This window comes from Neptuniibacter sp. CAU 1671 (assembly GCF_029222905.1).
Lineage (GTDB): Bacteria > Pseudomonadota > Gammaproteobacteria > Pseudomonadales > Balneatricaceae > Neptuniibacter.
This window is the reverse complement of record NZ_JARHUE010000002.1, coordinates 205,094-230,677: the sequence shown is the minus strand read 5'-3', so window position 1 is coordinate 230,677 and position 25,584 is coordinate 205,094. Positions and strand designations below refer to the sequence as shown.

Sequence of the window (25,584 nt, the reverse complement as noted above, 5' to 3'; positions counted from 1 at the left end):
CATCCAGCCTATTAACGCCCCACTGCATCACCGCTTCCTTTGCCGGAAAGGGTTGCAAAAATTAACTTAAAATAAAGTGCAGGGGCCATTTCATTTACCATCTGCGCATCCACCTCAGCAAGCAACTCAGGTGTCGACATATCAATTCCATTAATCTGCGCCAGTCCAGTTATACCTGGACGCACCACGTAAAGATTGTATCGATCTCGGGCAGCAGTCACTTCGGTTTGGTTGGCAAGTCCGGGACGCGGTCCCACCAGACTCATGTCACCACGCAACACGTTCCATAACTGCGGCAATTCATCCAACTTATATCTGCGTAAAAAACGCCCCAAAGGCGTTATAGCAGCAGGCGAAGCAAGATGGCTCGCAACCGATACAGTGTCACGAGACATCGTTCTGAACTTAATTAACGTAAAGGGCTTTTTATATCTGCCAACTCGCTGCTGAGCAAACACAGGGGATCCCGTATCAAACAAGCCGAACAGCACTATCATCAACATAACCGGTAATAGCAACAACAAACCCAGCAGCGAAAATACAATATCAAACAGCCTTAACATTCTATCTATTCCTTGATGTCAGCCCAGTCTGACTGGATACACTGCAATATCTGCGTTTCAACTGAATACGGAGGATGCCAGCCTAAACGCTGCTGAGTTTCTTCAAGATCAATCTGTAGCGAACCCAATAACCTGTCAGCCACGGTTGCTTTACCCAGCAACCGTGCACACGCAAACAAAATACATGCCGGCACATGAAATAACCGCAGTTTAACCTGACAAGCTGCAGCCAATAAGAGTAAAAGTTCCGAGGTAGAAATATCTCTGCCATCACTTGCCATAATAACGCTGTTTTTAGCCGCCGGTGCCGTCATACAACAGATCATCAGATCAGTCAGGTTTGACAAACCAATCAGTGAACGCAGATTCCTCACCTGTCCCAGCGGCAGCGGCCAGCCCATTTTAACCAGTTTAATCAGACTGCGAAAATTACCCTTGACGCCAGGCCCGTACACAATCGGGGCTCGAATCATAACGACTTCCAATGAGGTTTCATGCGCCAGCTTGAACAACCCCTGTTCCGCCGCCAGCTTTGAAACCGCATAAGGGTCAGACGGATGCGGTGTATCTACCGCCCGAAAAGGCTGACCCGGTTCAGAAGACTCACCATTGACCTTGATAGTGCTTAAAAAAACAAACCGTTTTACACCACAAGCGGCTGCCTGAGAGGCAAGCGCCACAGTAAAATCAACATTGACAGGGTTATAAATACTCTGAGTTTCAAGTCCGGCTGTTTTCATCACATGGGTACGCGCCGCGCAATGCAGCACGCACTCCACACCACTCAAAAGACGTCCTATACAATCGGAACGGACCGCATCAAAGCAAACATATTCAATTGCTGCATGCTGGACAAAAACTGCAGGACAGGCAGAACGGCCGGTCGCACGCACCCTAAAACCTCTTGCAACCAAATCAAGACACAGGTGGATTCCAACAAATCCAGTAGCACCCGTTACAAGAATCACAGTTGTTGTCTACGCATGTTCATTTATAGCCCCTTTGGATTTTGGGACCTAAAAAGCCAAATTTATAAAAATAACGAGCAAGACTGCTTATGTGCCACTTAAGATACTTGAAACTACGGTGACTTTGTCGCTGCGCATCATGTATGACCGTTACTCTCGGCTCAAGCATAACTTTCCACCCAGCCAATCGTAAACGGGCACACAGATCAACATCCTCGTAATAAAGAAAGAAGCCCTCATCAAACCCGCCGATTGATTCAAATACGTCTTTACGAAGCAACATAAACATTCCAGCGACCCAATCAACCTCACGTGGTCGATTATCATCACTGGATTGAACCCCGCCTTCACCCAACCCAAACACCTTGAGAATGATATCAAACACGGTGGGGAACTTACGGCTGCTGTCTTCAAGCTGGCCGTTAGAACTCAATACTCTGGGTGCAACAACCGCGATATCACTGACGACAAAATGTTCAAGCAGCAGATTAAAATCAAATTCTGACGGCAGCCGAATATCAGGATTCATAATTACAACAAAATCGGCATTCAAATGCCGGACCGCCTGATTATGATTTGCCCCAAAACCTTTCGGTGCAGGATTAGAGATAACATCTGTCTGTACTGCAAAGCCGGAAAATTCAGCAGTGCTATCGGGGATGTTTTCAGTCAGCAGCACAACACCCTGAAAGCTGTTTAACTTATGCAAATCAGACAGCAACATTGATACCAGCCGGGCCTGACCGTGGCTGACAACTGAGATATCAAACATACCGTTCATCAAAACCTATACACATCGTTTAAAAAGGTGCCAAACTAAACAAACTCTCCAACACAACTTTGTCGATATAGTCGCATTAGAAACATCTGCCGTAGCCGACACACTGGCTACGTGGCGACGGTAGTTTAACAAAGGTTGGTCTATAAACATCACTCTGAACTGCACCTCAGCCACCAGCCCAATCCACCAGTCATGCATACCAATACCCTTTGGTATTGGCAGCGCCTGATCAAGCACATCACGCCGAAAAGCCATACAGCAGCCAACATAGCTGTTTCTGAATAGATTTTTAAAAAATCCCGGGGACGATTTAACTACCTTGAATAGAGAATCAGAAAGAAGGTTAAGCTCAGCATCAACAACTCGGGCATCATGAACGACCAAATCAGCATCGCGCAATGCCTCCAACACAACAGAAACTTTATCTGGCAGCCAAACATCATCTTGATCTGCCAAAAAAACAATATCACCAGTAGCGTGCCTTAAAGCATTTTGAAAGTTATAAATAACACCCGGGATATTTTCATGAACAATTTTTATTCTTGGATCATTAAAACTACGGATAACATCAAGTGTAGAATCAGAAGAATTATTATCAGAAACAATGACTTCATCATCTGCATTAAGCTGAGAAAGAATAGATACCAACTGGTCTCCAACAAAACATGAACCATTGTACACAGCCATACACACTGATAATTTCAACCATAATCCCTTTTGTAAAAAACGATCAGATACCAAAAAAATTTAACGATTTAGACGCAAAACAAATAATAATTTTTTTAATGAATTTAACTTAAATACATAATATCTACTACCAGAAAGATCAATCATTGCAAGCTTAGCTTCTTTTCTACTTTTGAAAACACTCACATATACAATATGCAGAAAATTTAATAGAACACCCGGTATAACAGCGACAACAAAAAACAAGATCTTCTTAAACCTGGAAATACAACTAGGTAATACCCACCGCTGATACTCATCGAGTGAGTATGCTCCTTTTGCCCTTAAGGCAACATATGATCTCAGTGAAGTATATTGTCCCGCAATTTTTAGCCTGACATCATACGATAAACTTGATAGAGACATTAATAACTTCGGCCACAATACCGTCCATATCTCAAATGACCGGGCAGTCCAGCTTGCATTACCGTATCTGATTGCTATACAAGGAGCGGCAAGGACTTGTGCTCCCGCGGGCAGAGGAGCCTGAAACAAAACCCCCATGTGAATGAAAAACGAACCAAAATATGATTGTCTGTCACGTGATAGCCATAGCGCCCGATCGATGACTACAGAGCCAATATATGAGAGTTGATCTGCAACCGCCAGAAAAAGAGAGTCATGCTCATCAACCCTGAAAAACTGGTCATTTTTCAAGCTGCAGCGTCCTGTAAGCAATACCTCAGACTGATTTTCATCTCTCACTTGTGCATCAACAATGACTGCTGACGGTTTGGACTCGAGGGCACTAAGTACCCTATCTATTGCATCAGGCAAAATCCAATCATCATCTGGCATCAGCCAACAATAGGCACCCGAAGCGTATTCCACCGCTTTATCATAGTCCTGATCAATCCCACCGTTTATAGCTTCTCGGTAGTACTGAACTCTTGGATCTCTGGAAGCATATGCCTCCATAACTTTCGATGTATCATCTGATGAAGCACCATCAACAACCACTACTTCAACCTTATCTACCAGTTGCGGCAGAATAATCTGAAGTGTTTCTGACAACATTGCAGATCTGTTTCGGGTCGCTATACAAATTGATAACTTAACATTATTCTCCTGAAAATTTTCATTTCCCGAATGACTCACTGTTTCCCCTCGACCACTTCAAGTACCGGCAACGGGAAAACTAGACGACCTCGCGTCAAATGGTATTTTTCTAAAAAGAAATCACGAAAATGCCATGGCAAAACAATAAGAAAATCTGGCTCATCTTCCAGTAATTCATGCTCATCTACAATTGGCAATAGGGTGCCCGGGGTATACATTCCAAACTTTTCAGCGTTCACCTCTCCAACAGCAACAACTTTATCAGCCCCAAAGCCGCAGTGCTGAAGCAATACATTGCCTTTTGTCGAGGCGCCTAAAAAAGCAACACGCTTCCCGTGCAGATAAGCATCCGCTACAAAATTTTGTAATTCAGTGCGGCTATGTTCAGTACGTTTTGCAAATTCAATATACGGCTCTAATGTATCCAAACCCAGGACACTTTCGCGCTTCAGTATATCTTGCACGAGATTACTTGCGGGGTAATCAGAACAAAGTTTAGCTGCAGTTACAGAAAAGCTTCCTCCATTTACCTCATTAAACTCAACATCAATAATTTTCAGGCCACAGCGACTTAACATCCACTCAATCTGTTTTAAGCCATAATATTCCAAATGCTCATGGCATACTGTGTCATATGAATTCTTTTCCAGCATAAGTGGCATATAACTTTGTTCAAATACCCAGATACCTTGTGTATCTAGGATACTTTCCACTTCACGAACAAAGTCCATGGGGCTTTCAAGGTCATAGAACATCGAAAAAGAAGTTACTACACGCGCTTTTTGGTCCGGAAAAAACTCATGAAATTTTCGGGCGGAAAAAAAATCCGTAATTACAGTCACATCATGCGGATAATACTCGCGAAATTTGGCTGATGTAGGATCAATACCAACGCGGGTACACTGACCTGATGGGTAGGCGGAAAGCGTTGTTCCATCATTACTACCAATATCAAGTACAATGGGATTATCAGAAAGATCAACAATATTCAGAATACGCGCTACTTTTGCATGCAGATGTTTAACCATACTCGGGTTCAAACCAGACCGATAACCATAATTATCACCATACATTTCACCCAAGTCGTACGAATGCGCTAACTGCAATAAGCCACAGACATCATCGCCACCCGAACACTTTACAAGCTGCAAAGGCCCCTTCGTAATAGACTGATCTTTAGTCTTGGGAAAGACACCCGTGAGTGTTTGCACACCTAAATCCAAAACCTTAACAAGGTTCTTATTACTACAGACACGACAAACAGAAATCGCGTTATACATATCTTCTCCGTTATAAATCCTGGCGACTAGATGACGTAAGCAAGACCAGTTCAGCATCAACCATCATCTTAACCAATTGTTCAAAACCGACCTCAGGTTGCCAGTTCAATAAATCACGCGCTTTGCGTGGATCACCACGCAACTCAATGGACTCAACACGCCGACTCCATTCAGGGTTGATTCTCACATAATCCTGATAATTCAGATCAAGATGAGAGAAAGCAATTTCACAAAACTCCCTGACACTGTGAGTGATACCTGTTGCCAAGACAAAATCATGAGGCTCGTCATGCTGAAGCATCAGCCACATCGCTTTAACATAATCCCCAGCAAATCCCCAATCACGAAAACTGTCCAAATTTCCTAATTCAAGCTCTGAAGCCTGGCCTAGCGCGATTTTGGCAACGCCATTAGAGATCTTACGTGTCACATAATCCATACTTCTGCGTGGGCTTTCATGATTAAAAAGAAACGCCGTAGTTGCAAACAACCCGCGCTGAAGACGATAAGCCGTGACCATATTGGCAGCATACGCCTTTGCAGCACCATAAGCATTGAGCGGACAAAAAGCGGTATTCTCATTTTGCGGGGTGGCATTACTGCCCGCAAAAACCTCACTGCTAGCGGCCTGAAAAAAACGAATATGCGGTGAAATTTCTCGTATTGCCTCAAGAAAGCGAACAGTGGAAAGGCCGTTAATCTCGGCTGTAGCAATGGGGTCATCAAAAAGTTGAGAACTGGAAGAACGGGCAGCAAGGTTGTAAATTTCATCCGGGCGGACACTGTAAATAATATTTTTTATTTCTGAATAACTATTCAGATCAACCTGTTTAACCTCTACTGATTGACCAGTTGCTGGCAAAATAAAATTACCAGCAAATTGGTGTGATGTACCGATTACCTTATAGCCTTGAGATAAAAGAAGCTCAGCCAAATAAGAGCCATCTTGCCCACGCAAGCCAGTTAATAGCGCTGTCTTATTCACAAGAGACCGCATTATGTTTTCTCAAATTCTTTATACAGGACCGATAAAACTCAATATGTTGATCAGCAATCTGGCTCCATTTCTCTGCAGGCAAAGTTGGAGGGATACGTCTGCCAGACAATTCATTAAGTGCAGATTTCATTCCATTAATATCTGAAGGATCTACTGTATATATATTAAATCTTGGATCATATCCGATAGGAGAGCATGATGTCGTTATTACCAATGTCCCTTGAGTTTGCGCACCATGAATAGAAGTATTCCAGCTACCACCACCATTAACGAAAGGAAGTACGACAGCATCAGCAACCGCCAACAAGTCTGCAGCGTCACTTGTGGATAGATAGCCCAAATATTTGAAATTATGTTCCGCCCAACCTCTTTCTAAAGCAAATTCCTTTAAGAGATTCAAGTAATTATTGTCTTTTAGAGAACCCGCAATGATTAATACATCAGTCTCTGGGTCAGCTACTTCAAAAATTTTTTCTATACCCTTATGCTCATAGATAAAACCAAAAAAAACAACCAATCTATTTCTACCACATAAATAGCTATCTCTTTTCTTTTTTCTCTGCAAAGAATCGAGCATAGAAACAGGGATAGAGCTCGCATTTAATATAATTTTTACCGGAAAAAAATTAATCAATTTTCTATATGGCTTAGCAACAAGATCCATGTAATTAGGACGAACAAAAACAAGTCCGGAAGCACCGATTATCTTTAACAAAAAAATAAAAAATTTTCGAACAGAAATTGGCTCATGCCAAGTTTGAATAACACCCAACCCTTTAATACGCAGGATAATAGGCAAAACAAACGGAACAAATTTATTAAAAAAACCTTGGGATGGATATTGAAAATGAACCAAATCCGGCTTCCAATCCATTATTACACGGATAATTTTAAATACCTCAAAAACACTCCAATTATCTACCGGATCTAAAACTTCGTAGTCAGCCGACTTAACGCGGCCATTAACTTTAGACGTTAAAACACCAACTTGAGCATCATTTCTAGCAGATAAAGCAATCGCTAACTGCTCAGAGTAATCACCAACACCACAGTGATCAGGAGGAAATGAGCCTACAACCAAGAGAATTCGCATCAACTTTCCTTACGGAGTACAAGCCATCCAAAAGTATAATCAAATCCTGCACATTTTACCGCATGCTCATCAGCTTCTGGATTTAAGTCACCATAGGGGATAAGACCAAATTTATTAGCTATTTCCAACATAGAATAAACATCTTGTTCCGAAAAAATCATCCAGCTCATATCAAAAAAACGAGTGCTTCCAGTACTTATTTTTTCTGGCCAATAATCAAATGAGGCTATAAAAAATCCTCCCGGCTTTAATATTCTGCCCAATTCTGAAAATAACCTTTCCGGTTGATATCCATGCTCAATAACTGAAATAGCAGTAACCGCATCAAAAAAACTCGACTCAAATGGCAACTTCATAAAATCGCCAACAACATATTCAACAACATTTGAATACGGCATAAGATCAATTTTATCATTAAGGTCTACGCCATATACATTCACGTAGTCTTTCCGAGCTAAAGAAACAGGAACCTCTGAACAAAAAGCCCCAAGATCGAGAACTTTAGCATTCTTTGATAAATTTTCATCAATAAAGCTTAATGTCTTTTCGACATCCCAGCTTTTAACAAAGTCCCCTAAAGAAAGACCTGTTCCAACACCTATTTTTCTAAGAAATTTAGGAATGCCTGATTCAATACAGGACATACCATTCTCTATCATTTTTAAACGAGATGATTTTATTTGTTCCTTTTTCTGCAACACCTCTAGCATAAAATATGTCCTATAAGATTTTATGATTTTTTAAAAGAAAAGCCGCGCAAATAAAAAAATACGCGATACCGAATTCTTGGCAAGGCGATTAACAAAAAAACCGTGGCCAGCAACCAAAATAAAATAAGCATAAGCGCCTCATAAGCCCTCCCCCCTTCAATTTCAAAGTTACCTATAGCAAAAAAAACAGCACAACAAGCCAAAATAGGCAGAATCACATCATTAAAATACCACGCGTTTTTTTCTTTTTTAAGTAGCCGTCTATGCATAATATGAGGCGCTATACATAAATAAAAAAAGTTACACAACGCCCACATGGCTGCACCACCTAAGCCACCGTAATTTGTTGCAGCCCACCATATTGCCGGCAACAAAAAAATCATTGAAAAAATATTATAAGTCAGTGCCAACTTCGTCCAACCTGATGCCAATTGCATTGCATAAGGCACATTCATAATTCCATTACATAGATTTCCAAAAACCATCAAAGAGAGAATTAACCCCCCTTGTTCACTTATTAACTTATCACCAGTCCAAACAAACAAGACATTTTTAGAGTATATAATCAGGACAATTGATATAGGCATAACTAGCAATGCTATTGCTTGACTAGTCGTATGATAAAACTCCTGAAGCTTTTTAGCATCCCCCGTATGAAGCAATGTTGAAAACCTAGGATATATAACAGAAAAAAATGGTGAAACAATTACATAAAGCCCAGTAGCCAAGGTGGCAGAAATCACATAAACACCAAAAGCCTCTAAACTTAAAACCTTGCTTAAAATAACTTTATCCATCTGAGTTATAACGATACTAGAAATAGATATACCCGTCATTCCGCCTGCAAAAACCAATGAGGATTTAATAAAACTCATTTTAAGTTTCGACCAATGTCCTTTTAGTTCCAAACATTTCCAAAGAATCCATCTCAACGTGAGAGTTTGTATTAATGAAGCCGCAACTTGAGCATAAAAAAAACTTTTCAGATCTGCTTGAATATAAAGAAACGATACAGTAATAAAAACCCGAACTGTCGAAAAAAAAGTAGTCGCAATACCTAATTCAAACTGCTTATGCATTCCCGTTAGACCAGCAGCATAAAGAGTAGATGGCCACTGAATAGCAAGAGCAATTCCTGCTAAAGCCAGAGAATTTGCAATTTCAAAAATACTCAAGGTGTCAGCTTGGAGCCAGTATTCAGCAACTGATTGAGAAAAGAAAAAGACTAATGCATAAAGCATTAAAGCCACAGCAAAATATACTAGCTCGCATGTGCGCAGAATATCTCTACCATCTTCCTTTGTTATCTTATTTACTGCTACCCCGGCCAACTCTCTAGTTAGCGTAACGCCAAGACCAAAATCCAGGAATGCCACCAAGATGGTAAAAGTAGTAAATAACCCCACTACACCATAGGCTTCTACGCCTAAATACTGCAAATAAATAGGTACCGCCAGCAGCGATAGCGCAGCAGACCACCCTTTCGAAAAAATCGATACCGCTAGCGCACGCTTGATGCCTTCCATAAATAACTATTGCTCAACCATGTCGATCGAATGCTGTATAACCGTGCTTTTTGACCAACTCATCCCGCTCAGCTGACTTAAGGTCTTCTCTGACCATTTCAGCTACCAGCTCATCAAAACCTATGTGGGGAGACCAACCCAACTTATCTCTGGCCTTGCTCGCATCACCCAGCAATGTTTCTACCTCTGTAGGCCTAAAATAACGAGGATCTACACTGACAATAAGGCTTTCACCTGAATCCGACTCACCAAACATATGAGAATTTTCCCAGTAGCCCTTTTCGTTAATTCCACTTCCCTCCCAACGTACACTCATACCTAGTTCTTTAGCCGCTGCATTTACAAAATCACGAACACTAAATTGCACACCGGTTGCAATGACGAAGTCTTCAGGCTGCTCTTGCTGTAGCATTAGCCACTGCATTTCAACATAATCTTTTGCATGACCCCAATCACGCTTGGCATCTAGATTCCCTAAATAAAGACACTCCTGCAAACCAAGCTTGATACGTGCTAACGCACGCGTGATTTTACGAGTTACAAAATTTTCTCCCCGCACCGGGGATTCATGATTAAATAATATGCCGTTACAGGCATAGATGCCGTATGCCTCACGGTAATTAATCGTGATCCAATAGGCATACAGTTTAGCTACCGCATATGGGCTTCTTGGATAAAACGGGGTTGTTTCTTTCTGAGGCGTTTCTTGCACTAAACCGTACAACTCAGAGGTAGATGCCTGATAGAATCGTGTTTTATTTTCCAGCCCCAAAATACGTATAGCCTCTAGGATACGTAATGCCCCCAGTGCATCAGAATTTGCTGTATATTCCGGTTCTTCAAATGAAACAGCAACATGGCTTTGGGCAGCCAGATTGTATATTTCATCTGGCTGTACCTGCTGAATAATACGTATCAGGTTTGTTGAATCAGTCAAATCACCATGATGAAGAAAAAGGCGAACATCCTGTTCATGAGGATCCTGATAAAGATGGTCGATTCTTTCAGTATTAAATAAAGACGCACGGCGTTTTATTCCATGCACTGTATAGCCTTTATTTAATAAAAACTCAGCTAAATAAGATCCGTCTTGGCCTGTAATACCTGTAATTAATGCCACCTTACTCAAACTAATTCCTCATATTTTAACATTTTTAAAGACGCCCATACTGATCATCAAACCGAACAATATCATCTTCACCCAAATACGTTCCCGACTGAACCTCTATCAATTCTAAAGGAACTTTACCTGGGTTCTTGAGTGAGTGAATTTGTCCAACAGGAATATAAGTCGACTCATTTTCTGTCAGAAACGTGATTTGATCACCTAATCTGACCTCTGCCGTCCCGCTGACAACAATCCAGTGTTCTGCACGATGGTGATGTAACTGAAGTGAGAGTGCGGCACCTGGCTGGACAGTGATACGTTTTACCTGATATCGATTCCCTTCATCGATTGCGTCATATTTACCCCATGGCCGATACACCTCTCTGTGTAATATGTGCTCCTGCCTGCCCTCATCATCTAATAACCGGACCGCTTCTTTCACATCTTGCACTTTGGCTTTATCAGCTACCAAAACCGCATCTTTGGTTTCAACCAGAATAAGGTTTTCTACGCCTAAGGCTACAACCAGCCGATTATTTGCATATACGAGTGAGTTTACTGTATCCAATAGAAACACATCGCCCTGACTGCCATTACCCTTGTTGTCCTGGGCCATTACTTCCCAGAGAGAGGCCCAGGAACCTATATCTGTCCATCCGGCATCCAATGGCACCATTGCGCCACGCTCAGTATGTTCCATCACTGCATAGTCGATAGAATTTTCAGGGCAGTTTGCGAATGCATCTTTATCAATACGAATAAAATCAAGGTCGTTAGTCGCAAGCGCGAAAGCAGCCTGACAATATTCCAATATATCAGGCGCATATGTTTTAAGTGCTTCAAGATAAGCGCTTGCACGAAAGAAAAAAATGCCACTGTTCCAGAAGTATTCACCTGAAGCGACATACTCCCTTGCATCTTTAATATCAGGCTTTTCACAAAACCTTGCTATTTTCCAAATGCCCTGGCCGGTTTGATGACTTTTCTGGATGTATCCATAACCCGTCTCAGGCTTTGATGGAACTACACCAAAGGTCACCAAGTCACCTTTTTTAGCCGCATTTATTGCAGTACCGACTGCCTGAACAAATGCTTCTGGTTTTTCAATAAAATGATCAGCAGCTACCACCAGTAACAATGGGTCTTCCCCGTTACTCACCGCTCTCAAGGCCGCCAACGCAATTGCCGGGGCAGTGTTCCTGCCGCAAGGTTCAAGAATGATTGATGCATCGTCTACCCCGACTCGCCGAACCTGTTCTGCTGCCAAAAAACGATGCTCTTCGTTGCAGATCAGTATGGGAGGTAGCTGAGTGATTGAACGTACTCTTTCAAGCGTTAGTTCAAGCATAGTTTTTTCGCCCAATAGGCTTAAAAACTGTTTGGGGTAGAGTTTACGGGACAGAGGCCAGAGGCGGGTTCCACTACCTCCGGCCATAACAACGGGCACGATCATCGAGCTTTCATTTCCTTATTATCCATGCAAACACGCATTATCATTTCAAGCATATATAAAGCCTGACCCTTAAGCATCCACCTGCGCATCCACCGATACCACTATACCACTGCTTATGGGAATTATGACTTGCAGAGTTTCACTGCCATCATAAGATTAACGGATCATAGCGATTACCGTTCAGAGCAGGATCAAACTTTGCATTCATATAACACCTCAACAATGCGCGTTACCTGGCGCGACCACTCCCCTCACTCTGAAGCATTTGATGATATTTACTTTAACCCTCTGCATGGCAAAGAAGAGTCATTGTATGTCTTTTGGCAAGGCAACTTACTTAACGAGAAACTCGCTGGCAATGTTCAAACAGTTTTCACGATTGCTGAAACAGGTTTTGGTACCGGTTTAAACTTTCTCTGTACAGCTCAGTCATTCATTGGGCAAAGCAAGGAGGCTCAATGTCTTCATTTTATCAGTGTTGAAAAATACCCTTTAGCCTTAACCGACTTAGCCAAATCTCATACTTGCTGGCCTGAATTCAAATCGCTCTCTGATCAGCTTATCCAGCAATATCCACCGAGCACTCCGGGTGTTTACACTCTCGCTTTTTTGGAAGGTCGTATCAAACTCACACTTATTATCGGCGATGCGGCCTCAGGCTTCAGTCAACTCTCCGCGATGGTTGATGCCTGGTATCTTGATGGGTTCGCGCCCTCTAAGAATCCTGAGATGTGGTCAGATGCTCTGTTTCAACAGATGGCACGACTGAGCCATAAAGGCACTACATTTGCGACATTTACGGCTGCTGGTGCTGTCAGGCGCGGACTGCAGGCAGTGGGATTTGAAGTTGAAAAGCGCAAAGGTTTTGGTCAGAAACGGGAGCGGTTAGTGGGCCGTTATCTGCAGGACAATATTCCAGAACCCACGGTAACACCCTGGTTTGATTTACCCTCTCAGGCACGTCCGGAACAGGTAGTCATTTCCGGTGCCGGCCTTGCTGGATGCACTACAGCTTGGGCGCTGGCTCAGCGGGGTATTAAAGTTACTGTTTTAGATGCGGCAGACAAGCCAGCGCAGGGTGGCTCCGGCAACCCTCAGGGGGCTCTGTACACCAAACTCTCAGTGAAACCCACTCTGCAAAGTGAACTTCACCTCTGCGCCAGCCACTTCAGCCTTAATTTACTGCGTCAGTTAGATCCTGAGCAAACGTTCTGGTCAGAATGCGAAGTGGTGCAGATTGCAACGGACGATGCCGAACGTACCCGTCAACAGGCCCTGATCAATGAAGCGGCTTATCCGCAGGAGATTGTCGAGGATGGCAGCAAGGATACTCTCTCCAAACTCACCCAGCAAACTGTGACCCATGACGGTTTGATCATGAAACTGGCGGGCTGGGTCTCACCTGCCGATTTCTGTCGTGCACTGCTAAACCACCCCTGCATCGACTATGTCCCTGACAGCCAGTTAACCGAGTTAACCTATCAGGACGGTATGTGGATTGTACAAACGGCAGCACAGAAGACCTACCACACCAGTACCGTCATTCTGTGTCAGGCTGAAGCCACCAGCCAGTTTGTGCAGACACAGCACCTGCCTCTTAAACCGATTCGGGGTCAGGTATCCATCATTCCTGCGTCCGTTACCAATCAAAAACTGAATCAGGTTATCTGCGGTGACGGTTATATTTCACCGCCCTTCAGGGACCACTACTGTTTCGGCGCTACCTTCGAGCTGAAAAGCACGTCTCTCGAGATCACTGACAGCGGCCATGACACCAATCTGCACAACCTCGCAAAAGTACTGCCTGATCTTGCCGCAGATTTTGAAAAAAGTAAGCACCTACTTACCGGTAGAGTCTCATTCCGCTGTAGCACACCGGACTATCTACCCATTGTAGGACCCGCACCGGACCCAGAGACCACCCTCGAGCGGTTTGCCCCTCTGCGCAAAGATCGCAAATGGAAGTTCAGTAATGTTTCAGCGTCGCACCTGCCTGGTTTATATGTGAACTGCGGCCACGGCTCAAAAGGCCTGGTCACGACCCCTCTATGTGGCGAATATCTGGCTGCGCTAATCTGCGCAGAGCCATTGCCCATGCGTAAGCCGATTCATGATGCGTTGAACCCAAGCCGGTTTTTAATCAAAAATCTGATCAGAAAACAAATTTAATGGTCTATGTCTTAAGCGCGACAACCAATAACCATGAAAAAAGCATGGCAAATAAAGAACTTGCGCTAACTGACGATATTACTGATATGTGATACATTCTTACGTCTACGCGCTGTGGGCGTTGTCTGGTATCTGGAAGGACTCTGCGTGGCACTTTATATTTACGATCACGGTTATCGCATTCAAACGCCGAAGGAAACAATTTTTCCTCCCAGCGGGGTTGATGCTACCACGCAGACCAAAGGCACCCAGACCAGCACCCAGAAAGAATCCCACCTAGCGGAACAAGACCGGATTATCATTCAGGGTAAACCTTCTGGCCAACCGGGCCGGCACCCTGTCTCTCAGGCCTATATGAACACCGCCGCAAAATCGGCAGGTTCTCTGGAAGATCGCCGTAAACTCACTGCGGCCCATATTATGGTGTCCCCAGTCGTCACCGTTCCACCCTACACGCTGGTTCAATCCGCCTGGCAACGAATGCAGGATAACGAGATTAACCACTTGCTGGTAACCGAAGGCGGCAAACCACTGGGTCTTGTGTCCAATCACGACATTCTGGAAGCGGGTATTTCATCCGTGGACAGTATCGAGAGCCTCTATTCTGGCAAGCTTGTCGCGGCGACACCTGAAACACTGGTCAGAGAAGTCGCCAGCAGTTTCCTCGAACACAACATCAACGCCATGCCTGTGGTCGATAAAGACGACAACGTTGTTGGCATTATCTGCCGTTATGACCTGCTCAGACTACTGGTAAGCGGGCCCCATCTGGAGCGCTGGGTTTAACCAGAACTAGCGCGGCGGTAATGATCGACCGGAAGGAGTACTTGATGGCGTTTCCACAGGTGGCTGCCCTCCTCCGAACAAGCCCGCAATAAACTGAAAGACCCGTTTGATGCCCCGCCATAACTTGGGCAACAGCCAAATAAGCAGCAAGACAAACAGCACCAGCGCCACCAGGAACCAGACGGGGTGATTGAGTGCCGCCCATAATCCGCCAATGACCAATAGGTCTTCACTGATTGACGCCGCCCAGTTGCTGACCGGCTCAGGTGATGTATTGATAAGCACCCGGCTGCCCGCTTTGGCGGCATGTGACCCCGCCGCCAGTGAACCACCCACCAGCGCGGCAGCCAGTCCGACCGCCGGACTCAGGTCACCGACAGCGCCAGCCGCCAGTGCCGCACCCGCCGGAATCCGGATAAAGGTATGTAATCCATCCCAACCCGTATCGACACCCGGTACTTTATCGGCAAAAAACTCCACAAAGTACATGAAACCCGCCGCCATCAATACCAGCGGGTCACCCACAATCTGGAGTTCTTCAGGCAACGTAATATGCCCCATATTGCTCAGCACGCCGAGCATCAGCACCGTTGCGTAGAGATTAATACCGCTGGCCCAGCCCAGTCCCATGCTCAGGGCAATCAGGCCTGTAATCTGTTCTAACTGGTCCATACGGGCGTCCTCAACTTAAACTGTCTTTCGCCACTATATTGCACAGGCCTGTACTTTCGCTGAATAAAAGTACTGCCTCGCCTGACTGCAGTTTAGTCCTTATCTGCTCGACGCGACGAGACAGGGAGGTCTCCTGCTCACCGTAATCGGTGCCATCACGGGTCACGTATTCTTCGATCAGGTTATCAAGCGTTTCAGGCTGAACTGCCTGCCAGGGAACAATCATGATTACCAGACTTTCAGACGGCTATACCAGGGTTTCTTATGCCAATCAGACTCACACTGTGTGATCTGTTGCCGCCAGAGTCGGGCTTGCGAATCCACAGCCAGAGCCTGCTGCTCAAGTTCGGGATACTTTTCAGGTTCAAAGCGCAACAATCCGCCATGCCCCAGACGTAATGCCAGATAATGCGAACGATAATCCTGCCAGCCAATCTGATTGCGGGCGACGGATTCACGACTAAACCAACCCACAAAATCAACGGCATCAGCAATAGAATGACTATCTGCACCCCAGTTTTCCGAGCGAACCCGATATTCATCCCAGTCAGGCGTACGCACCCGAACATGGACTTTATCGGTATCAGACAGAGGTGGTTCCAGCAGTGCCAGACTCAGTTCAACCGGCGTGCCATACTGCGCCCGCGCACTGAGCAGTGGCTGTAACCATTCATCATTATCCTCCAGCTGATCGCAGATGCTGGGGGGTGCGGGTGGCAGGCTGGAACAACCCACCATTAACGCCGAGATGAACAGTAAGGCTCTCATGCCAGATCAATTCCCTGTTGTTTCAGATAATCAAGGAAGTCTGCCTCATTCATAACCTGAATGCCATGTTTGTTGGCCTGAGCCAGTTTTGAGCCGGCTCCGGGCCCAGCAACCACACAGCTGGTTTTTGCTGACACGCTGCCGGCGACCTTGGCACCTAGCTGCTGCAGGTAAGCTTTAGCTTCATTACGCCCCATGGACTCCAGTGTACCGGTCAACACCCAGGTCTGATCGGCCAGCGGCTCATTATCCGCAGATGTATGAGCCGGCGCAGATTCCCAGTGCATACCAAAGGTTCTTAGCTGCTGTTCCAGTGACTGGACGCGCTCAACCCAAGCGACATCAGCAATACAACTCAGCAAACCCTTCACCGCTTTCGCTGATAATTTCGGCACGGCTGCCAGTGCGTCTGCATCTGCCGTCAGTACAGCCTCCAGAGAACCAAAGTGTTCGGCCAGACGTTCCGCACCTACCTTGGCCACACCTTTTATATTCACGCGCTCAAGCAACTGAGCAAGAGAAGCTATCGAAGCCTGTTTAGATGAGAGTTCTCCAGTTTCTTCAACCTTTTCAAGCATGTCTAAAAGGTCATCAAGAGCCTCTTTATTGCTTTCATCGTGGAAGAAATTATGAATTTCTGTTGCCACTTCCAAACCGATATCCGGCAACCAGGTCAGGGTATCCGGCAGAGCTTCACGAATCCGGGCCATCGAACCCAGACTCAGTGCCAGAGTGCGCGCGGTCTCTTCCCCCACATCAGGAATGCCCAGGGCATAGATCAGGCGCGCTAACTCCACCGTTTTACGCGATTGAATGGCTTCATACAGATTACTGGCCGACAGTTTAGCAAAGCCTTCCAGCGGCTCAAGCTGCGCAGGTACCAGGCGATAGAGGTCTGCCGGTGATTGCACCAGATCAGCCTCAACCAGTTGCTGAACGATCTTCTCGCCCAGGCCGTCGATATCCATCGCTTTGCGTGAAGCAAAATGGATCAGGGCCTGCTGGCGCTGGGCTTTACAGGAAAGTCGACCTACACAGCGGTAGGCCGCACCCTCTTCAACTCTGGCACCAGACTTACTGCGCAAAACACGCTGTACCCGCTCAACATGGGAGCCGCAGACCGGGCAATTTTCAGGAATTTCTACACGCCTGGCATCCTCAGGGCGACGCTCAGGAACCACCTGCACCACCTGTGGAATCACATCCCCGGCCCGGCGAATGACAACAGTATCACCCACCCGAAGGTCCAGCCGGGCAATCTCGTCCATGTTATGCAAGGTCGCATTTGAGACCGTCACACCCCCGACAAAGACCGGTTCCAGTCTTGCCACCGGGGTCACTGCGCCGGTTCGGCCCACCTGAAACTCAACCGCACGGACCTGGGTGAGTTCCTCCTGCGCCGGGAATTTATGGGCAATTGCCCAACGCGGCGCTCTGGAAACAAACCCCAGCTTCTGCTGCAGAGCCAGATCATTCACCTTAAATACGACACCATCAATCTCATACCCCAGCTGATCTCGCTGAGCCAGAATCCGCTGATAATAATCAAGGCAGCCCGCAACGCCGCTGACAACCTCCAGCAGCGGATTCAACCTGAAACCCCACTGCGCCAGTTGTTTGAGCATCTGATCCTGTTGACCGGGTAGCGTGCCGCCTTCGACGATGCCAACACTGTAGCTGCACATCTGCAACGGGCGAGCGGCGGTAATCCTGGAATCAAGCTGACGTAAACTGCCTGCCGCCGCGTTACGCGGATTAACAAAGGTTTTCTGCCCCTGCAGCCGAGCCTGTTCATTCAGGGCTTCAAAACCCTCTCTTGGCATATAAACTTCGCCACGCACTTCGAGACGACGAGGAAAACCCTCGCCCCTCAAGCGCAAAGGAACACTGGGGATGGTGCGAATATTCTGGGTAATATCCTCTCCGGTGGTGCCGTCACCGCGAGTAGCGCCCCGCACAAACAGACCATCTTCATAAAGCAGACTGACCGCAATGCCGTCCAGTTTCGGTTCGCAAGCGAACTCGATTTGAGTACCGACCGGGTAATCCAGCCGACTCAGAATACGCCGGTTAAAGTCCTCCATATCCGCTTCAGCAAACGCATTATCCAGCGACAACATCGGCATCTCATGCGTGACCTGAGTAAACGCGGTCAAAGGCCTTGCACCCACGCGCTGCGTCGGCGAGTCTGCTGTAACAAGTTCAGGGTGTTGGCTTTCGAGCTGTTTTAACCGCTGCATCAGACGGTCATATTCAGCATCAGGGATACTGGGTTCGTCCTGCACGTAATAGCGGTAATTATGGAGGTTCAGCTGCTCGCGCAGCTGGTTAATTTCATCGTGGATTGTCACCGGCATGTCCAGTCGGGCGGGGATTAAACGGTTTTCTCACTGCGCCGGCGCATTTTTTCCATTTCGTAATCACGAATACGCTGACGATAATGTTCCCGGGTTTGTGATCGCATAACAGAGCGGTCTTCATCCAGCATCTCACCACCCAGGTGTTTTGCCACGGTTTCGGCGGTGGCCAGCATGCACTCAAGCGCTTCCATTTTGCGCGTTGGATTATCCATCGACATAAAGAAGCTGACCGCCTTGGTAGTCAGACTGTCGGGATCTTTGTCGTTAAAGGTACCCGGCAACAGGGCATTTGCCATGCTGAACTGAACGGGCCCGCTGCCATCATCATTTTCGTAGCGATGGTAAATATCCATATCACCAAACGACATACCACAGGCTTTGATTACTCGCTGCAGTGCCCGACCTTCCAGCCTGTCTGCGTCTTTTGCAATCACGGACAACACAAGCACATGATTAGTATCCGTTTCTGCAGACTGAGCAGCTGACGTTTTTTCAGGCTGCGGTTCTGCGGCCGCCTGCAGCAGATCCATTTGCGGCGGTTCCGGGCGCTGTTTTTTAGCGGGCAAATCGAGTAACGGATCGGCCGTCATCGTTTCAGGTACCGGGGTTTTCTTCGGTATCGGTGTCGGCTGAAGCTGAGGTTCTGGCTCAGATGACTGGGGTGCAGAAACTGGCGTTGTTTCTGCGACAGGTAACTCATCTGCCTCTGCTGGATCTGACGGTTCAACCTCAACATGAACCGGAGCGACCTCCGTCTGCTCAGCCTCAGCCACGGCAGGTTCTGTCACAGGCGATTTAAGTTCAGGACAGAAAGCCGTTATCGGTTTATCAAAGTCCAGCTCAGGTTCTTCGACAACCAAAACGGGTTTTACAGGCTCTGGCTCTGGCTCTGGCTCTGGCTCTGGCTCTGGCTCTGGCTCTGGCTGGGCAGCTTTTTCCAATGCTGCTGCTTCGTCAAAGCCGTCCAGTAACGGGTCAGTCTCCGGCAACCAGTCATCTTCATCAGCATCGTGCTGGGATGCCTCAACCGGTTCCTGAGCTTCTACCACCCGGGCAGCACCCAGCACCTCATCTTCTTCCGGCAGCCCATCATCCCAGTCCTGAACTGAGGACGCAGGCTCTGGCTCTGACTCAGGCTCGATCTGCGTAGCAACCGCGTCATGAGAGTCTAATCTGGCGGAAGGCTCTTCAAATACAGTCTGCGGTTCAGCGTCAACGATTGATGCTGAAGCAGAAGACACAACCCGTGCCGGACCCAGGATATCCGGATCATCCCAGTCGTCTGTAGATTTAGCAGCAGCGGGTTTCAGATCAAAAGAGTGCTCATCAAGATGCGGCTCAATTCGTTCGTGGGTGGAAGCTGTTTCTTTCGCTTGGATCTCAGACTTAGGCTCGGCAGTGTAGCCACCGACCACACGTGCGCCACCCCCGGGCAGCTCCGGGTTGTAATCGTCATCCCGGGTATCCTTTACATCCGTGAAACGTTTATCGATACGCATCTTCAGATTGCTCTGGCGCCCTTTCATCCGGCGCCAGCCATCAAGGATGATCAGCAGAATCAGAATGACGCCACCGATGATCAACCATTCACGCAAACCGATATCCATAAACAACCTGCAATCGAGAGCTTTGACAATGACAGTTGACCGAAGCCGCACTGCCGGGGCACTGTCCTGTGCCGAAAAACCATTGCTTTACTATAAAACGAGGTAGCTTTATTCCACAACCTGATCGATCACCAAATCCAGCGGTTTCGTCAGGCCATGCACGGCCACTGGCGAAATAACACCAAACATATCGCCCGGCTGCGCCTGAGGCTGTCCAGCTACCGAAATTCGCGCCGAAACTTCAACCTCGGTCACTGAAGAGAGCGTCATCTGCGGATTCATCGCCAGCGTATCATCCAGCACCAGCGCCACCGGTAGGTCAGCCACCGTTAACTTGACTGCCGCCAGTGGCATCCGGCCACCCACCGGACGGGCAAACACAAACACTGTCTGCTCAGGTGAAACCGACGCCTTAAGCGCTTCAGACAGTGTCACCTGCACCGGAATCGAAGCTTCAACCAGCTCTGGCAAATCAGGCACTGGTTTACCCAGTTCAACCAGTCGATCACGGGCACTGCGAATCCCTGACAACAGCGACTGTTCAGATGCCCCCTCAGCATTGGTCAGAGCTTTGCGCCAGTGGGTAATCGCGGTTTCATATTCACCCTGCTCAAACGCACTGATCCCCAGCAGTCCCAGCGCTGTAATCTCATAGGGGTCCAGTGACAGCGCCTTCTCGACCTGAGTCATCACCGCCTCATCCATCTGGCTGCCGTTGGCAAAATAAATCGCCTGCGCATACTGCGCGATCACCCCCGGATACTGAGGCGCATCCGGTGGTAGCAATTTGAGTACTTTTTCCAGCACAGTAACCGATTCATCGTAACGCGCCATGTTCAGATAGCTGGTTGCCAGCAGGAACCAGCCCTCAGCATTCTCCGGATTGCGACCCAGCTGGCGTTCAAGCTCAGATACCGCTTCTTCCATCGTGGGCTGACGTCCCTGAAAAGGATCATTCATCGCCAGTTCCAGATCCGCGGAGCGTCCCAGTTTGGAATACAGACCAATACTGATGGCCGGAATCAACAGCGCCAGCAAGGCAATGGTGACACGTGTCTGGGTATTCAGTTTCACCGGAGCTGCGGCCTGTTCAGGTTCCTCGGCATCGATCAGCAGGTTACGTTCAAGCTCAGTTTTCAGGCTTTCAAAGTCGCTTTCATCCAGATTGCCGTTATCACGCTCCTGCTCCAGCTCAGATAACCGCTCACGGAAAATATCTACATTCTGATGCCGGCGATCTTCAGCTGTTTCCAGCGTCTCACGGTTACGCCAGGCCGGCACAAACACAAACCCCATTGCGATGACTGTCAGCACCGCCATGGCAAACCATAATTGCGTCATTGATCTTTTTCCTGCTCAAGAAGCTTATTCAGTCGATCTGCCTCGTTACTGCTCAGGTGTGACTCATCTTTATCCTGAGATCTCTTACGCAACAGTTTTGGCAACAGCAGTAACACCACAATCCCCACCAGCAACAGGCCGAACGGGCCATACCAGAGGACATAGGTCAGGTGGTTCACGGGCGGGCGATACAGCACAAAATCACCATAACGAGCGACCATGAAATCGATGATCTCAGCGTCGTTATTGCCCTCTTCCAGCATGCGGTGAATCTCACGTCGCAGATCCGACGCGATAGGTGAATTAGAGTCAGCCAGATTCTGGTTCTGACACTTAGGACAACGCAGCTCAAATACCAGCGTATGGAAACGCTCGCGGGTCGCATCGTCCTTGAACTCATAGGTATCAATAGCGGCCTGCGACAACACCGGCAACAAACACAGAAGGATCAGCAGCTTTTTCATTATTGCGTCACCTGCTCACCACTGGCCATTTGATCCAGCATTGGTTTGATCTGCTGCCATACCCGCTCATCCACCACACCCACGTGTTTATAGCGAATGGTGCCGTTAGCATCGACAACATAGGTTTCAGGTGCGCCATACACACCAAGGTCCAGACCCAGGGTGCCTTTTTCGTCGAAGATGACTTCAGCATAGGGGTTCAGGTAACGGTCCAGCCAGGCCAACGCCTTCACCCGCTCATCTTTGTAATTCAGACCAATGATGCGGTAACCCTCATCCTTGATACGGTTGAGATGCGGATGTTCCTGTTTGCAGGAGGGACACCAGGTTGCCCAGACATTCAGCAGCGCGGGCTGACCTTTCAGGTCCAGCTCGCTCAGCATCCTTTCTGGCTGCTGCAAAGAAGGCAGACTGAACGCCGGCACCGGCTTATCCAGCAGCGCGGATGGCAGTTTTGACGGATCCAGCTGCAAGCCCCGCCAGAGGAATATCCCCATCACAAAGAACACCAGCAGCGGGACAAACAAAATCAAACGACGCATAAAAACTCCTGTAAAGCCGCCAAATCAGGCCGCTGACAGGCGACGTTTCGCCTGTTTACGGTAACGTGGATCCGATGCAGCCAGTAAACCACCAGCTGTCATCAGCAGACCGCCCAACCACAACCAACGCACAAAGGGTTTATGCTGAACACGTACTGCCCAGGCGCCCTCACCCAGAGACTCACCCATGGCCACATACAGATCGCGGAATAAGCCCGGATCCAGTGCGGCTTCGGTCATCACATTACCGCGGGCGGTATAAAGACGTTTTTCCGGATACAGCATGCCGTAGGCTTCACCGTTTTTAAGTACCCGGATCACACCCTGATCAGAAACATAGTTAGGCCCTTCCTTATGACGGGCACCTTCAAATACAAACTGATATTGTTTGAAATCGAGTCGGTCACCCGGCGCCATGCGCAGGTCCCGCTCTTCGTTGTAGACCGACACCAGCGTCATGCCCACAATGGTCACCGCAACACCGATATGCGACAGTTGCATGGCGTAATAGCTGCGCGACAGCCCTTTCAGCCCCTGCCAGAACGAACGCTTATTGGCAATTTTGTTCAGTACATCCCTCAGGCAGCTGAACACAATCCAGAACACCAGCAGCATACCCAGCACAACGCCCAACTCCAGACTGCCGCCATAGAGATAAGGGAAGGCTGCCGCCAGAACTATACTCAGTACGGCGGGAATCCAGAGAGGCTTGAGCAGTTGGCCCCGGGTATGACGCCAGCGGGCAACCAGACCAAAACCCATCAGCACAACCATCACCGACATCAGCGGGATAAACAGCGCATTAAAGTACGGAGGCCCCACCGAGATTTTGCCCAGGTTTAACGCATCCACCAGCAGTGGATAGAGGGTACCCAGCAACACCATCATGGCCACTACAACCAGCAAAATATTGTTGCCCAGCAGGAAGGTTTCGCGGGACAACAGCTCAAAACTGGATTCGCTTTTAACATGCGCAGCCTTAATTGCGTAAAGCAACAAAGAACCGCCGATCGTGATCGCCAGCAGTGCCAGAATAAAGAAACCACGCTCCGGATCGGTAGCAAAGGCATGTACCGAGGTCAGCACCCCGGAACGTACCAGGAAGGTACCCAGCAGACTCAGCGAAAAAGCGAAGATCGCCAGCAGCACAGTCCAGCTTTTGAACACCCCGCGCTTTTCGGTTACCGCCAGACTGTGCACCAGTGCGGTACCCACCAGCCATGGCATAAAGGAGGCGTTTTCTACCGGATCCCAGAACCACCAGCCACCCCAGCCGAGCTCGTAGTAAGCCCACCAGCTACCCAGGGCGATGCCCAGCGTCAGAAACGCCCAGGCCACATTGGTCCATGGCCGGGACCAGCGCGCCCAGGCCGCATCCAAGCGACCACTCAGCAGTGCCGCAATGGCAAAGGCAAAGGCCACAGAGAACCCGACATAGCCCATGTAGAGCATCGGCGGATGAATAATCAGACCAAAATCCTGCAGCAGCGGGTTAAGATCGCCACCTTCATCAGGGAAAGCTGGCAGATGCCGGTCGAAGGGACTGGATGTCATCAACGTAAAGAGAATAAAACCGACGCTGATAATACCCATGACCGCCAGCACCCGGGCCACAATATCCAGTGGCAGATTGTCACTTTTCAGCGCCACCGCCACAGTCCATGCCCCCAGAATCACAACCCACAACAGCAGTGAACCTTCATGGCCACCCCAGATGGCACTCAGCTTGTAGTAGATAGGCAGTTTGGTGTTGGAGTTACTCGCCACATAAACCACTGAGAAGTCATCAGTGACAAAGGCATAACCCAGACAGACAAAGCTGATCAGCAGAAAGACAAACATGCCCACCGCCAGCGGTCGGGCATAACTCATCCAGAGACGGTTACCGGTGAACGCACCCGACATGGGTACGACCGCCAGCAAACCAGCACAACACAGCGCGAGGATCAGGGCGTATTGGCCCAGCTCAGGAATCATTTGTTAAACACCTCGGCCTCAGGTTTTGGCATATTCCCGGTCGCTTTCAACGCCTCGGCCACTTCAGGCGGCATGTAGTTTTCATCATGTTTTGCCAGCACTTCTGATGCCTGCAGCACATTGTTTGCATCCAGTTCACCCTGCGCCACAATGCCCTGACCTTCCCGGAACAGGTCCGGCAATATGCCACTGTATTTCACCAGCGTCGTGTGTTCGTAATCAGTGATGGCAAAGGTGACATCCAGACTTTGGGTATCGCGTTTCACACTGCCATCCACCACCATGCCACCGGCACGGATGCGGGTTTCTTTCGGCGCTTCACCTTTAGCGATCTGACTGGGTGAGTAAAACAGGTTAATATTCTGGCTCAGGGCATACAGTGTCAGTCCAACTGCGACACAGACACCAAACACCAGAAAAAGAACAATCAAAAGGCGGCGTTTGCGTTTCGGGTTCATCAGGTACTCTTCTCCCTGCGAAGACGGCGTGCCAGATCAGTCAGAACTTTTTTCTTCTGCATCACTGGGTTAATAATGTTCAAAACCAGGATCGCCAGGGCGATGGCATAACTCAGCCAGACATAAAGTCCATGACCGCCCATAGCAAAAAATTCGGAAATGCTGTCGAAACTCAC

The 25,584-nt window shown here is 47.8% G+C and carries 25 protein-coding genes; 2 read left to right on the top strand and 23 right to left on the bottom strand.

The features are described from left to right. Window positions 1-11: 11 nt before the first annotated feature. From P2G53_RS05030 to P2G53_RS04975, 12 genes are read right to left on the bottom strand one after another with little or no spacing between them, the layout of a single operon-like run. Entirely contained in the window at window positions 12-563 is a 552-nt protein-coding gene (locus tag P2G53_RS05030) for a sugar transferase (protein ID WP_275814712.1), read from the bottom strand. Window positions 564-568: 5 nt separating this feature from the next. After that, complete coding sequence (locus P2G53_RS05025; protein ID WP_275814709.1) at window positions 569-1,531, bottom strand: NAD-dependent epimerase/dehydratase family protein; 963 nt, start codon at window positions 1,529-1,531, stop codon at window positions 569-571. A gap of 19 nt (window positions 1,532-1,550) precedes the next feature. Next, window positions 1,551-2,303: a glycosyltransferase family 2 protein gene (locus P2G53_RS05020; RefSeq protein WP_275814706.1), complete on the bottom strand. Its 753-nt coding sequence runs from the start codon at window positions 2,301-2,303 to the stop codon at window positions 1,551-1,553. Between the two features lie 15 nt (window positions 2,304-2,318). Beyond that, on the bottom strand, window positions 2,319-3,017 hold the full coding sequence (locus tag P2G53_RS05015; RefSeq protein ID WP_275814703.1) for a glycosyltransferase family 2 protein: 699 nt from the start codon (window positions 3,015-3,017) through the stop codon (window positions 2,319-2,321). A 42-nt stretch (window positions 3,018-3,059) separates the two neighbouring features. Continuing rightward, window positions 3,060-4,136: a glycosyltransferase family 2 protein gene (locus P2G53_RS05010; RefSeq protein ID WP_275814700.1), complete on the bottom strand. Its 1,077-nt coding sequence runs from the start codon at window positions 4,134-4,136 to the stop codon at window positions 3,060-3,062. Continuing rightward, window positions 4,133-5,377, bottom strand: a complete 1,245-nt coding sequence (locus P2G53_RS05005; RefSeq protein ID WP_275814698.1) for a class I SAM-dependent methyltransferase — start codon at window positions 5,375-5,377, stop codon at window positions 4,133-4,135. Before P2G53_RS05005 ends, P2G53_RS05010 begins: the two co-directional genes overlap by 4 nt. Window positions 5,378-5,387: 10 nt before the next feature. Continuing rightward, window positions 5,388-6,362 carry a GDP-mannose 4,6-dehydratase gene (locus P2G53_RS05000; RefSeq protein WP_275814695.1) on the bottom strand — a complete coding sequence of 325 codons (975 nt, stop codon included), beginning with the start codon at window positions 6,360-6,362 and terminating at the stop codon, window positions 5,388-5,390. Next, window positions 6,355-7,467, bottom strand: coding sequence for a glycosyltransferase (locus tag P2G53_RS04995; RefSeq protein WP_275814692.1), 1,113 nt, complete (start codon window positions 7,465-7,467; stop codon window positions 6,355-6,357). Before P2G53_RS04995 ends, P2G53_RS05000 begins: the two co-directional genes overlap by 8 nt. Then, entirely contained in the window at window positions 7,467-8,177 is a 711-nt protein-coding gene (locus P2G53_RS04990; RefSeq protein ID WP_275814689.1) for a class I SAM-dependent methyltransferase, read from the bottom strand. Before P2G53_RS04990 ends, P2G53_RS04995 begins: the two co-directional genes overlap by 1 nt. A 20-nt stretch (window positions 8,178-8,197) precedes the next feature. Next, complete coding sequence (locus P2G53_RS04985) at window positions 8,198-9,703, bottom strand: oligosaccharide flippase family protein (RefSeq protein WP_275814688.1); 1,506 nt, start codon at window positions 9,701-9,703, stop codon at window positions 8,198-8,200. A gap of 13 nt (window positions 9,704-9,716) precedes the next feature. Further along, on the bottom strand, window positions 9,717-10,838 hold the full coding sequence (gene gmd, locus P2G53_RS04980) for a GDP-mannose 4,6-dehydratase (RefSeq protein WP_275815247.1): 1,122 nt from the start codon (window positions 10,836-10,838) through the stop codon (window positions 9,717-9,719). A gap of 19 nt (window positions 10,839-10,857) precedes the next feature. Beyond that, window positions 10,858-12,264: a mannose-1-phosphate guanylyltransferase/mannose-6-phosphate isomerase gene (locus tag P2G53_RS04975; RefSeq protein WP_275814685.1), complete on the bottom strand. Its 1,407-nt coding sequence runs from the start codon at window positions 12,262-12,264 to the stop codon at window positions 10,858-10,860. A gap of 222 nt (window positions 12,265-12,486) precedes the next feature. On the opposite strand from P2G53_RS04975, the gene mnmC reads away from it, so the two are divergent. Together mnmC and P2G53_RS04965 are read left to right on the top strand one after the other, a co-directional pair. Beyond that, the gene (mnmC, locus tag P2G53_RS04970; protein WP_275815245.1) at window positions 12,487-14,433 is read left to right on the top strand and encodes a bifunctional tRNA (5-methylaminomethyl-2-thiouridine)(34)-methyltransferase MnmD/FAD-dependent 5-carboxymethylaminomethyl-2-thiouridine(34) oxidoreductase MnmC; all 1,947 of its coding nucleotides are present in this window, start codon (window positions 12,487-12,489) and stop codon (window positions 14,431-14,433) included. A 147-nt stretch (window positions 14,434-14,580) separates the two neighbouring features. After that, window positions 14,581-15,219 (top strand): CBS domain-containing protein, encoded by a 639-nt coding sequence (locus P2G53_RS04965; protein ID WP_275814682.1) that lies wholly within the window; start codon window positions 14,581-14,583, stop codon window positions 15,217-15,219. Between the two features lie 6 nt (window positions 15,220-15,225). Here the strand turns inward: P2G53_RS04965 and P2G53_RS04960 are convergent, their stop codons facing one another. The 11 genes from P2G53_RS04960 to ccmD form a co-directional block, all read right to left on the bottom strand. Further along, window positions 15,226-15,891, bottom strand: coding sequence for a DUF4126 domain-containing protein (locus P2G53_RS04960; protein WP_275814679.1), 666 nt, complete (start codon window positions 15,889-15,891; stop codon window positions 15,226-15,228). A gap of 10 nt (window positions 15,892-15,901) precedes the next feature. After that, window positions 15,902-16,117: a YheU family protein gene (locus P2G53_RS04955; RefSeq protein ID WP_275814676.1), complete on the bottom strand. Its 216-nt coding sequence runs from the start codon at window positions 16,115-16,117 to the stop codon at window positions 15,902-15,904. A gap of 2 nt (window positions 16,118-16,119) precedes the next feature. After that, window positions 16,120-16,659: a hypothetical protein gene (locus tag P2G53_RS04950; RefSeq protein WP_275814673.1), complete on the bottom strand. Its 540-nt coding sequence runs from the start codon at window positions 16,657-16,659 to the stop codon at window positions 16,120-16,122. Next, window positions 16,656-19,016: an NAD-dependent DNA ligase LigA gene (ligA, locus tag P2G53_RS04945; protein WP_275814670.1), complete on the bottom strand. Its 2,361-nt coding sequence runs from the start codon at window positions 19,014-19,016 to the stop codon at window positions 16,656-16,658. The genes P2G53_RS04950 and ligA overlap by 4 nt, the downstream gene beginning before the upstream one ends. Before the next feature lie 17 nt (window positions 19,017-19,033). Then, window positions 19,034-20,626: a cell division protein ZipA gene (gene zipA / locus P2G53_RS04940; protein WP_275814667.1), complete on the bottom strand. Its 1,593-nt coding sequence runs from the start codon at window positions 20,624-20,626 to the stop codon at window positions 19,034-19,036. A 108-nt stretch (window positions 20,627-20,734) separates the two neighbouring features. Continuing rightward, entirely contained in the window at window positions 20,735-21,967 is a 1,233-nt protein-coding gene (ccmI, locus tag P2G53_RS04935) for a c-type cytochrome biogenesis protein CcmI (protein ID WP_275814664.1), read from the bottom strand. Beyond that, window positions 21,964-22,431 carry a cytochrome c-type biogenesis protein gene (locus tag P2G53_RS04930; protein ID WP_275814661.1) on the bottom strand — a complete coding sequence of 156 codons (468 nt, stop codon included), beginning with the start codon at window positions 22,429-22,431 and terminating at the stop codon, window positions 21,964-21,966. Before P2G53_RS04930 ends, ccmI begins: the two co-directional genes overlap by 4 nt. After that, entirely contained in the window at window positions 22,431-22,973 is a 543-nt protein-coding gene (locus P2G53_RS04925) for a DsbE family thiol:disulfide interchange protein (protein ID WP_275814658.1), read from the bottom strand. The genes P2G53_RS04930 and P2G53_RS04925 overlap by 1 nt, the downstream gene beginning before the upstream one ends. 24 nt (window positions 22,974-22,997) lie before the next feature. Beyond that, a complete protein-coding gene (locus P2G53_RS04920; RefSeq protein ID WP_275814655.1) occupies window positions 22,998-24,950 on the bottom strand; it encodes a heme lyase CcmF/NrfE family subunit in 1,953 nt (650 codons plus the stop codon). Next, window positions 24,947-25,408 (bottom strand): cytochrome c maturation protein CcmE, encoded by a 462-nt coding sequence (ccmE, locus tag P2G53_RS04915; protein WP_275814653.1) that lies wholly within the window; start codon window positions 25,406-25,408, stop codon window positions 24,947-24,949. The genes P2G53_RS04920 and ccmE overlap by 4 nt, the downstream gene beginning before the upstream one ends. Further along, entirely contained in the window at window positions 25,408-25,584 is a 177-nt protein-coding gene (gene ccmD, locus P2G53_RS04910) for a heme exporter protein CcmD (RefSeq protein WP_275814652.1), read from the bottom strand. Before ccmD ends, ccmE begins: the two co-directional genes overlap by 1 nt.

Coding starts and splice junctions, on each gene's coding strand:
- P2G53_RS05030 (WP_275814712.1), bottom strand. CDS start 563: ATGTTAAGGCTGTTTGATATTGTATTTTCGCTGCTGGGTTTGTTGTTG.
- P2G53_RS05020 (WP_275814706.1), bottom strand. CDS start 2,303: ATGTTTGATATCTCAGTTGTCAGCCACGGTCAGGCCCGGCTGGTATCA.
- P2G53_RS05005 (WP_275814698.1), bottom strand. CDS start 5,377: ATGTATAACGCGATTTCTGTTTGTCGTGTCTGTAGTAATAAGAACCTT.
- P2G53_RS04995 (WP_275814692.1), bottom strand. CDS start 7,467: ATGCGAATTCTCTTGGTTGTAGGCTCATTTCCTCCTGATCACTGTGGT.
- P2G53_RS04990 (WP_275814689.1), bottom strand. CDS start 8,177: ATGCTAGAGGTGTTGCAGAAAAAGGAACAAATAAAATCATCTCGTTTA.
- P2G53_RS04985 (WP_275814688.1), bottom strand. CDS start 9,703: ATGGAAGGCATCAAGCGTGCGCTAGCGGTATCGATTTTTTCGAAAGGG.
- P2G53_RS04975 (WP_275814685.1), bottom strand. CDS start 12,264: ATGATCGTGCCCGTTGTTATGGCCGGAGGTAGTGGAACCCGCCTCTGG.
- mnmC (WP_275815245.1), top strand. CDS start 12,487: ATGCGCGTTACCTGGCGCGACCACTCCCCTCACTCTGAAGCATTTGAT.
- P2G53_RS04960 (WP_275814679.1), bottom strand. CDS start 15,891: ATGGACCAGTTAGAACAGATTACAGGCCTGATTGCCCTGAGCATGGGA.
- P2G53_RS04955 (WP_275814676.1), bottom strand. CDS start 16,117: ATGATTGTTCCCTGGCAGGCAGTTCAGCCTGAAACGCTTGATAACCTG.
- P2G53_RS04950 (WP_275814673.1), bottom strand. CDS start 16,659: ATGAGAGCCTTACTGTTCATCTCGGCGTTAATGGTGGGTTGTTCCAGC.
- ligA (WP_275814670.1), bottom strand. CDS start 19,016: ATGCCGGTGACAATCCACGATGAAATTAACCAGCTGCGCGAGCAGCTG.
- zipA (WP_275814667.1), bottom strand. CDS start 20,626: ATGGATATCGGTTTGCGTGAATGGTTGATCATCGGTGGCGTCATTCTG.
- ccmI (WP_275814664.1), bottom strand. CDS start 21,967: ATGACGCAATTATGGTTTGCCATGGCGGTGCTGACAGTCATCGCAATG.
- P2G53_RS04930 (WP_275814661.1), bottom strand. CDS start 22,431: ATGAAAAAGCTGCTGATCCTTCTGTGTTTGTTGCCGGTGTTGTCGCAG.
- P2G53_RS04925 (WP_275814658.1), bottom strand. CDS start 22,973: ATGCGTCGTTTGATTTTGTTTGTCCCGCTGCTGGTGTTCTTTGTGATG.
- P2G53_RS04920 (WP_275814655.1), bottom strand. CDS start 24,950: ATGATTCCTGAGCTGGGCCAATACGCCCTGATCCTCGCGCTGTGTTGT.
- ccmE (WP_275814653.1), bottom strand. CDS start 25,408: ATGAACCCGAAACGCAAACGCCGCCTTTTGATTGTTCTTTTTCTGGTG.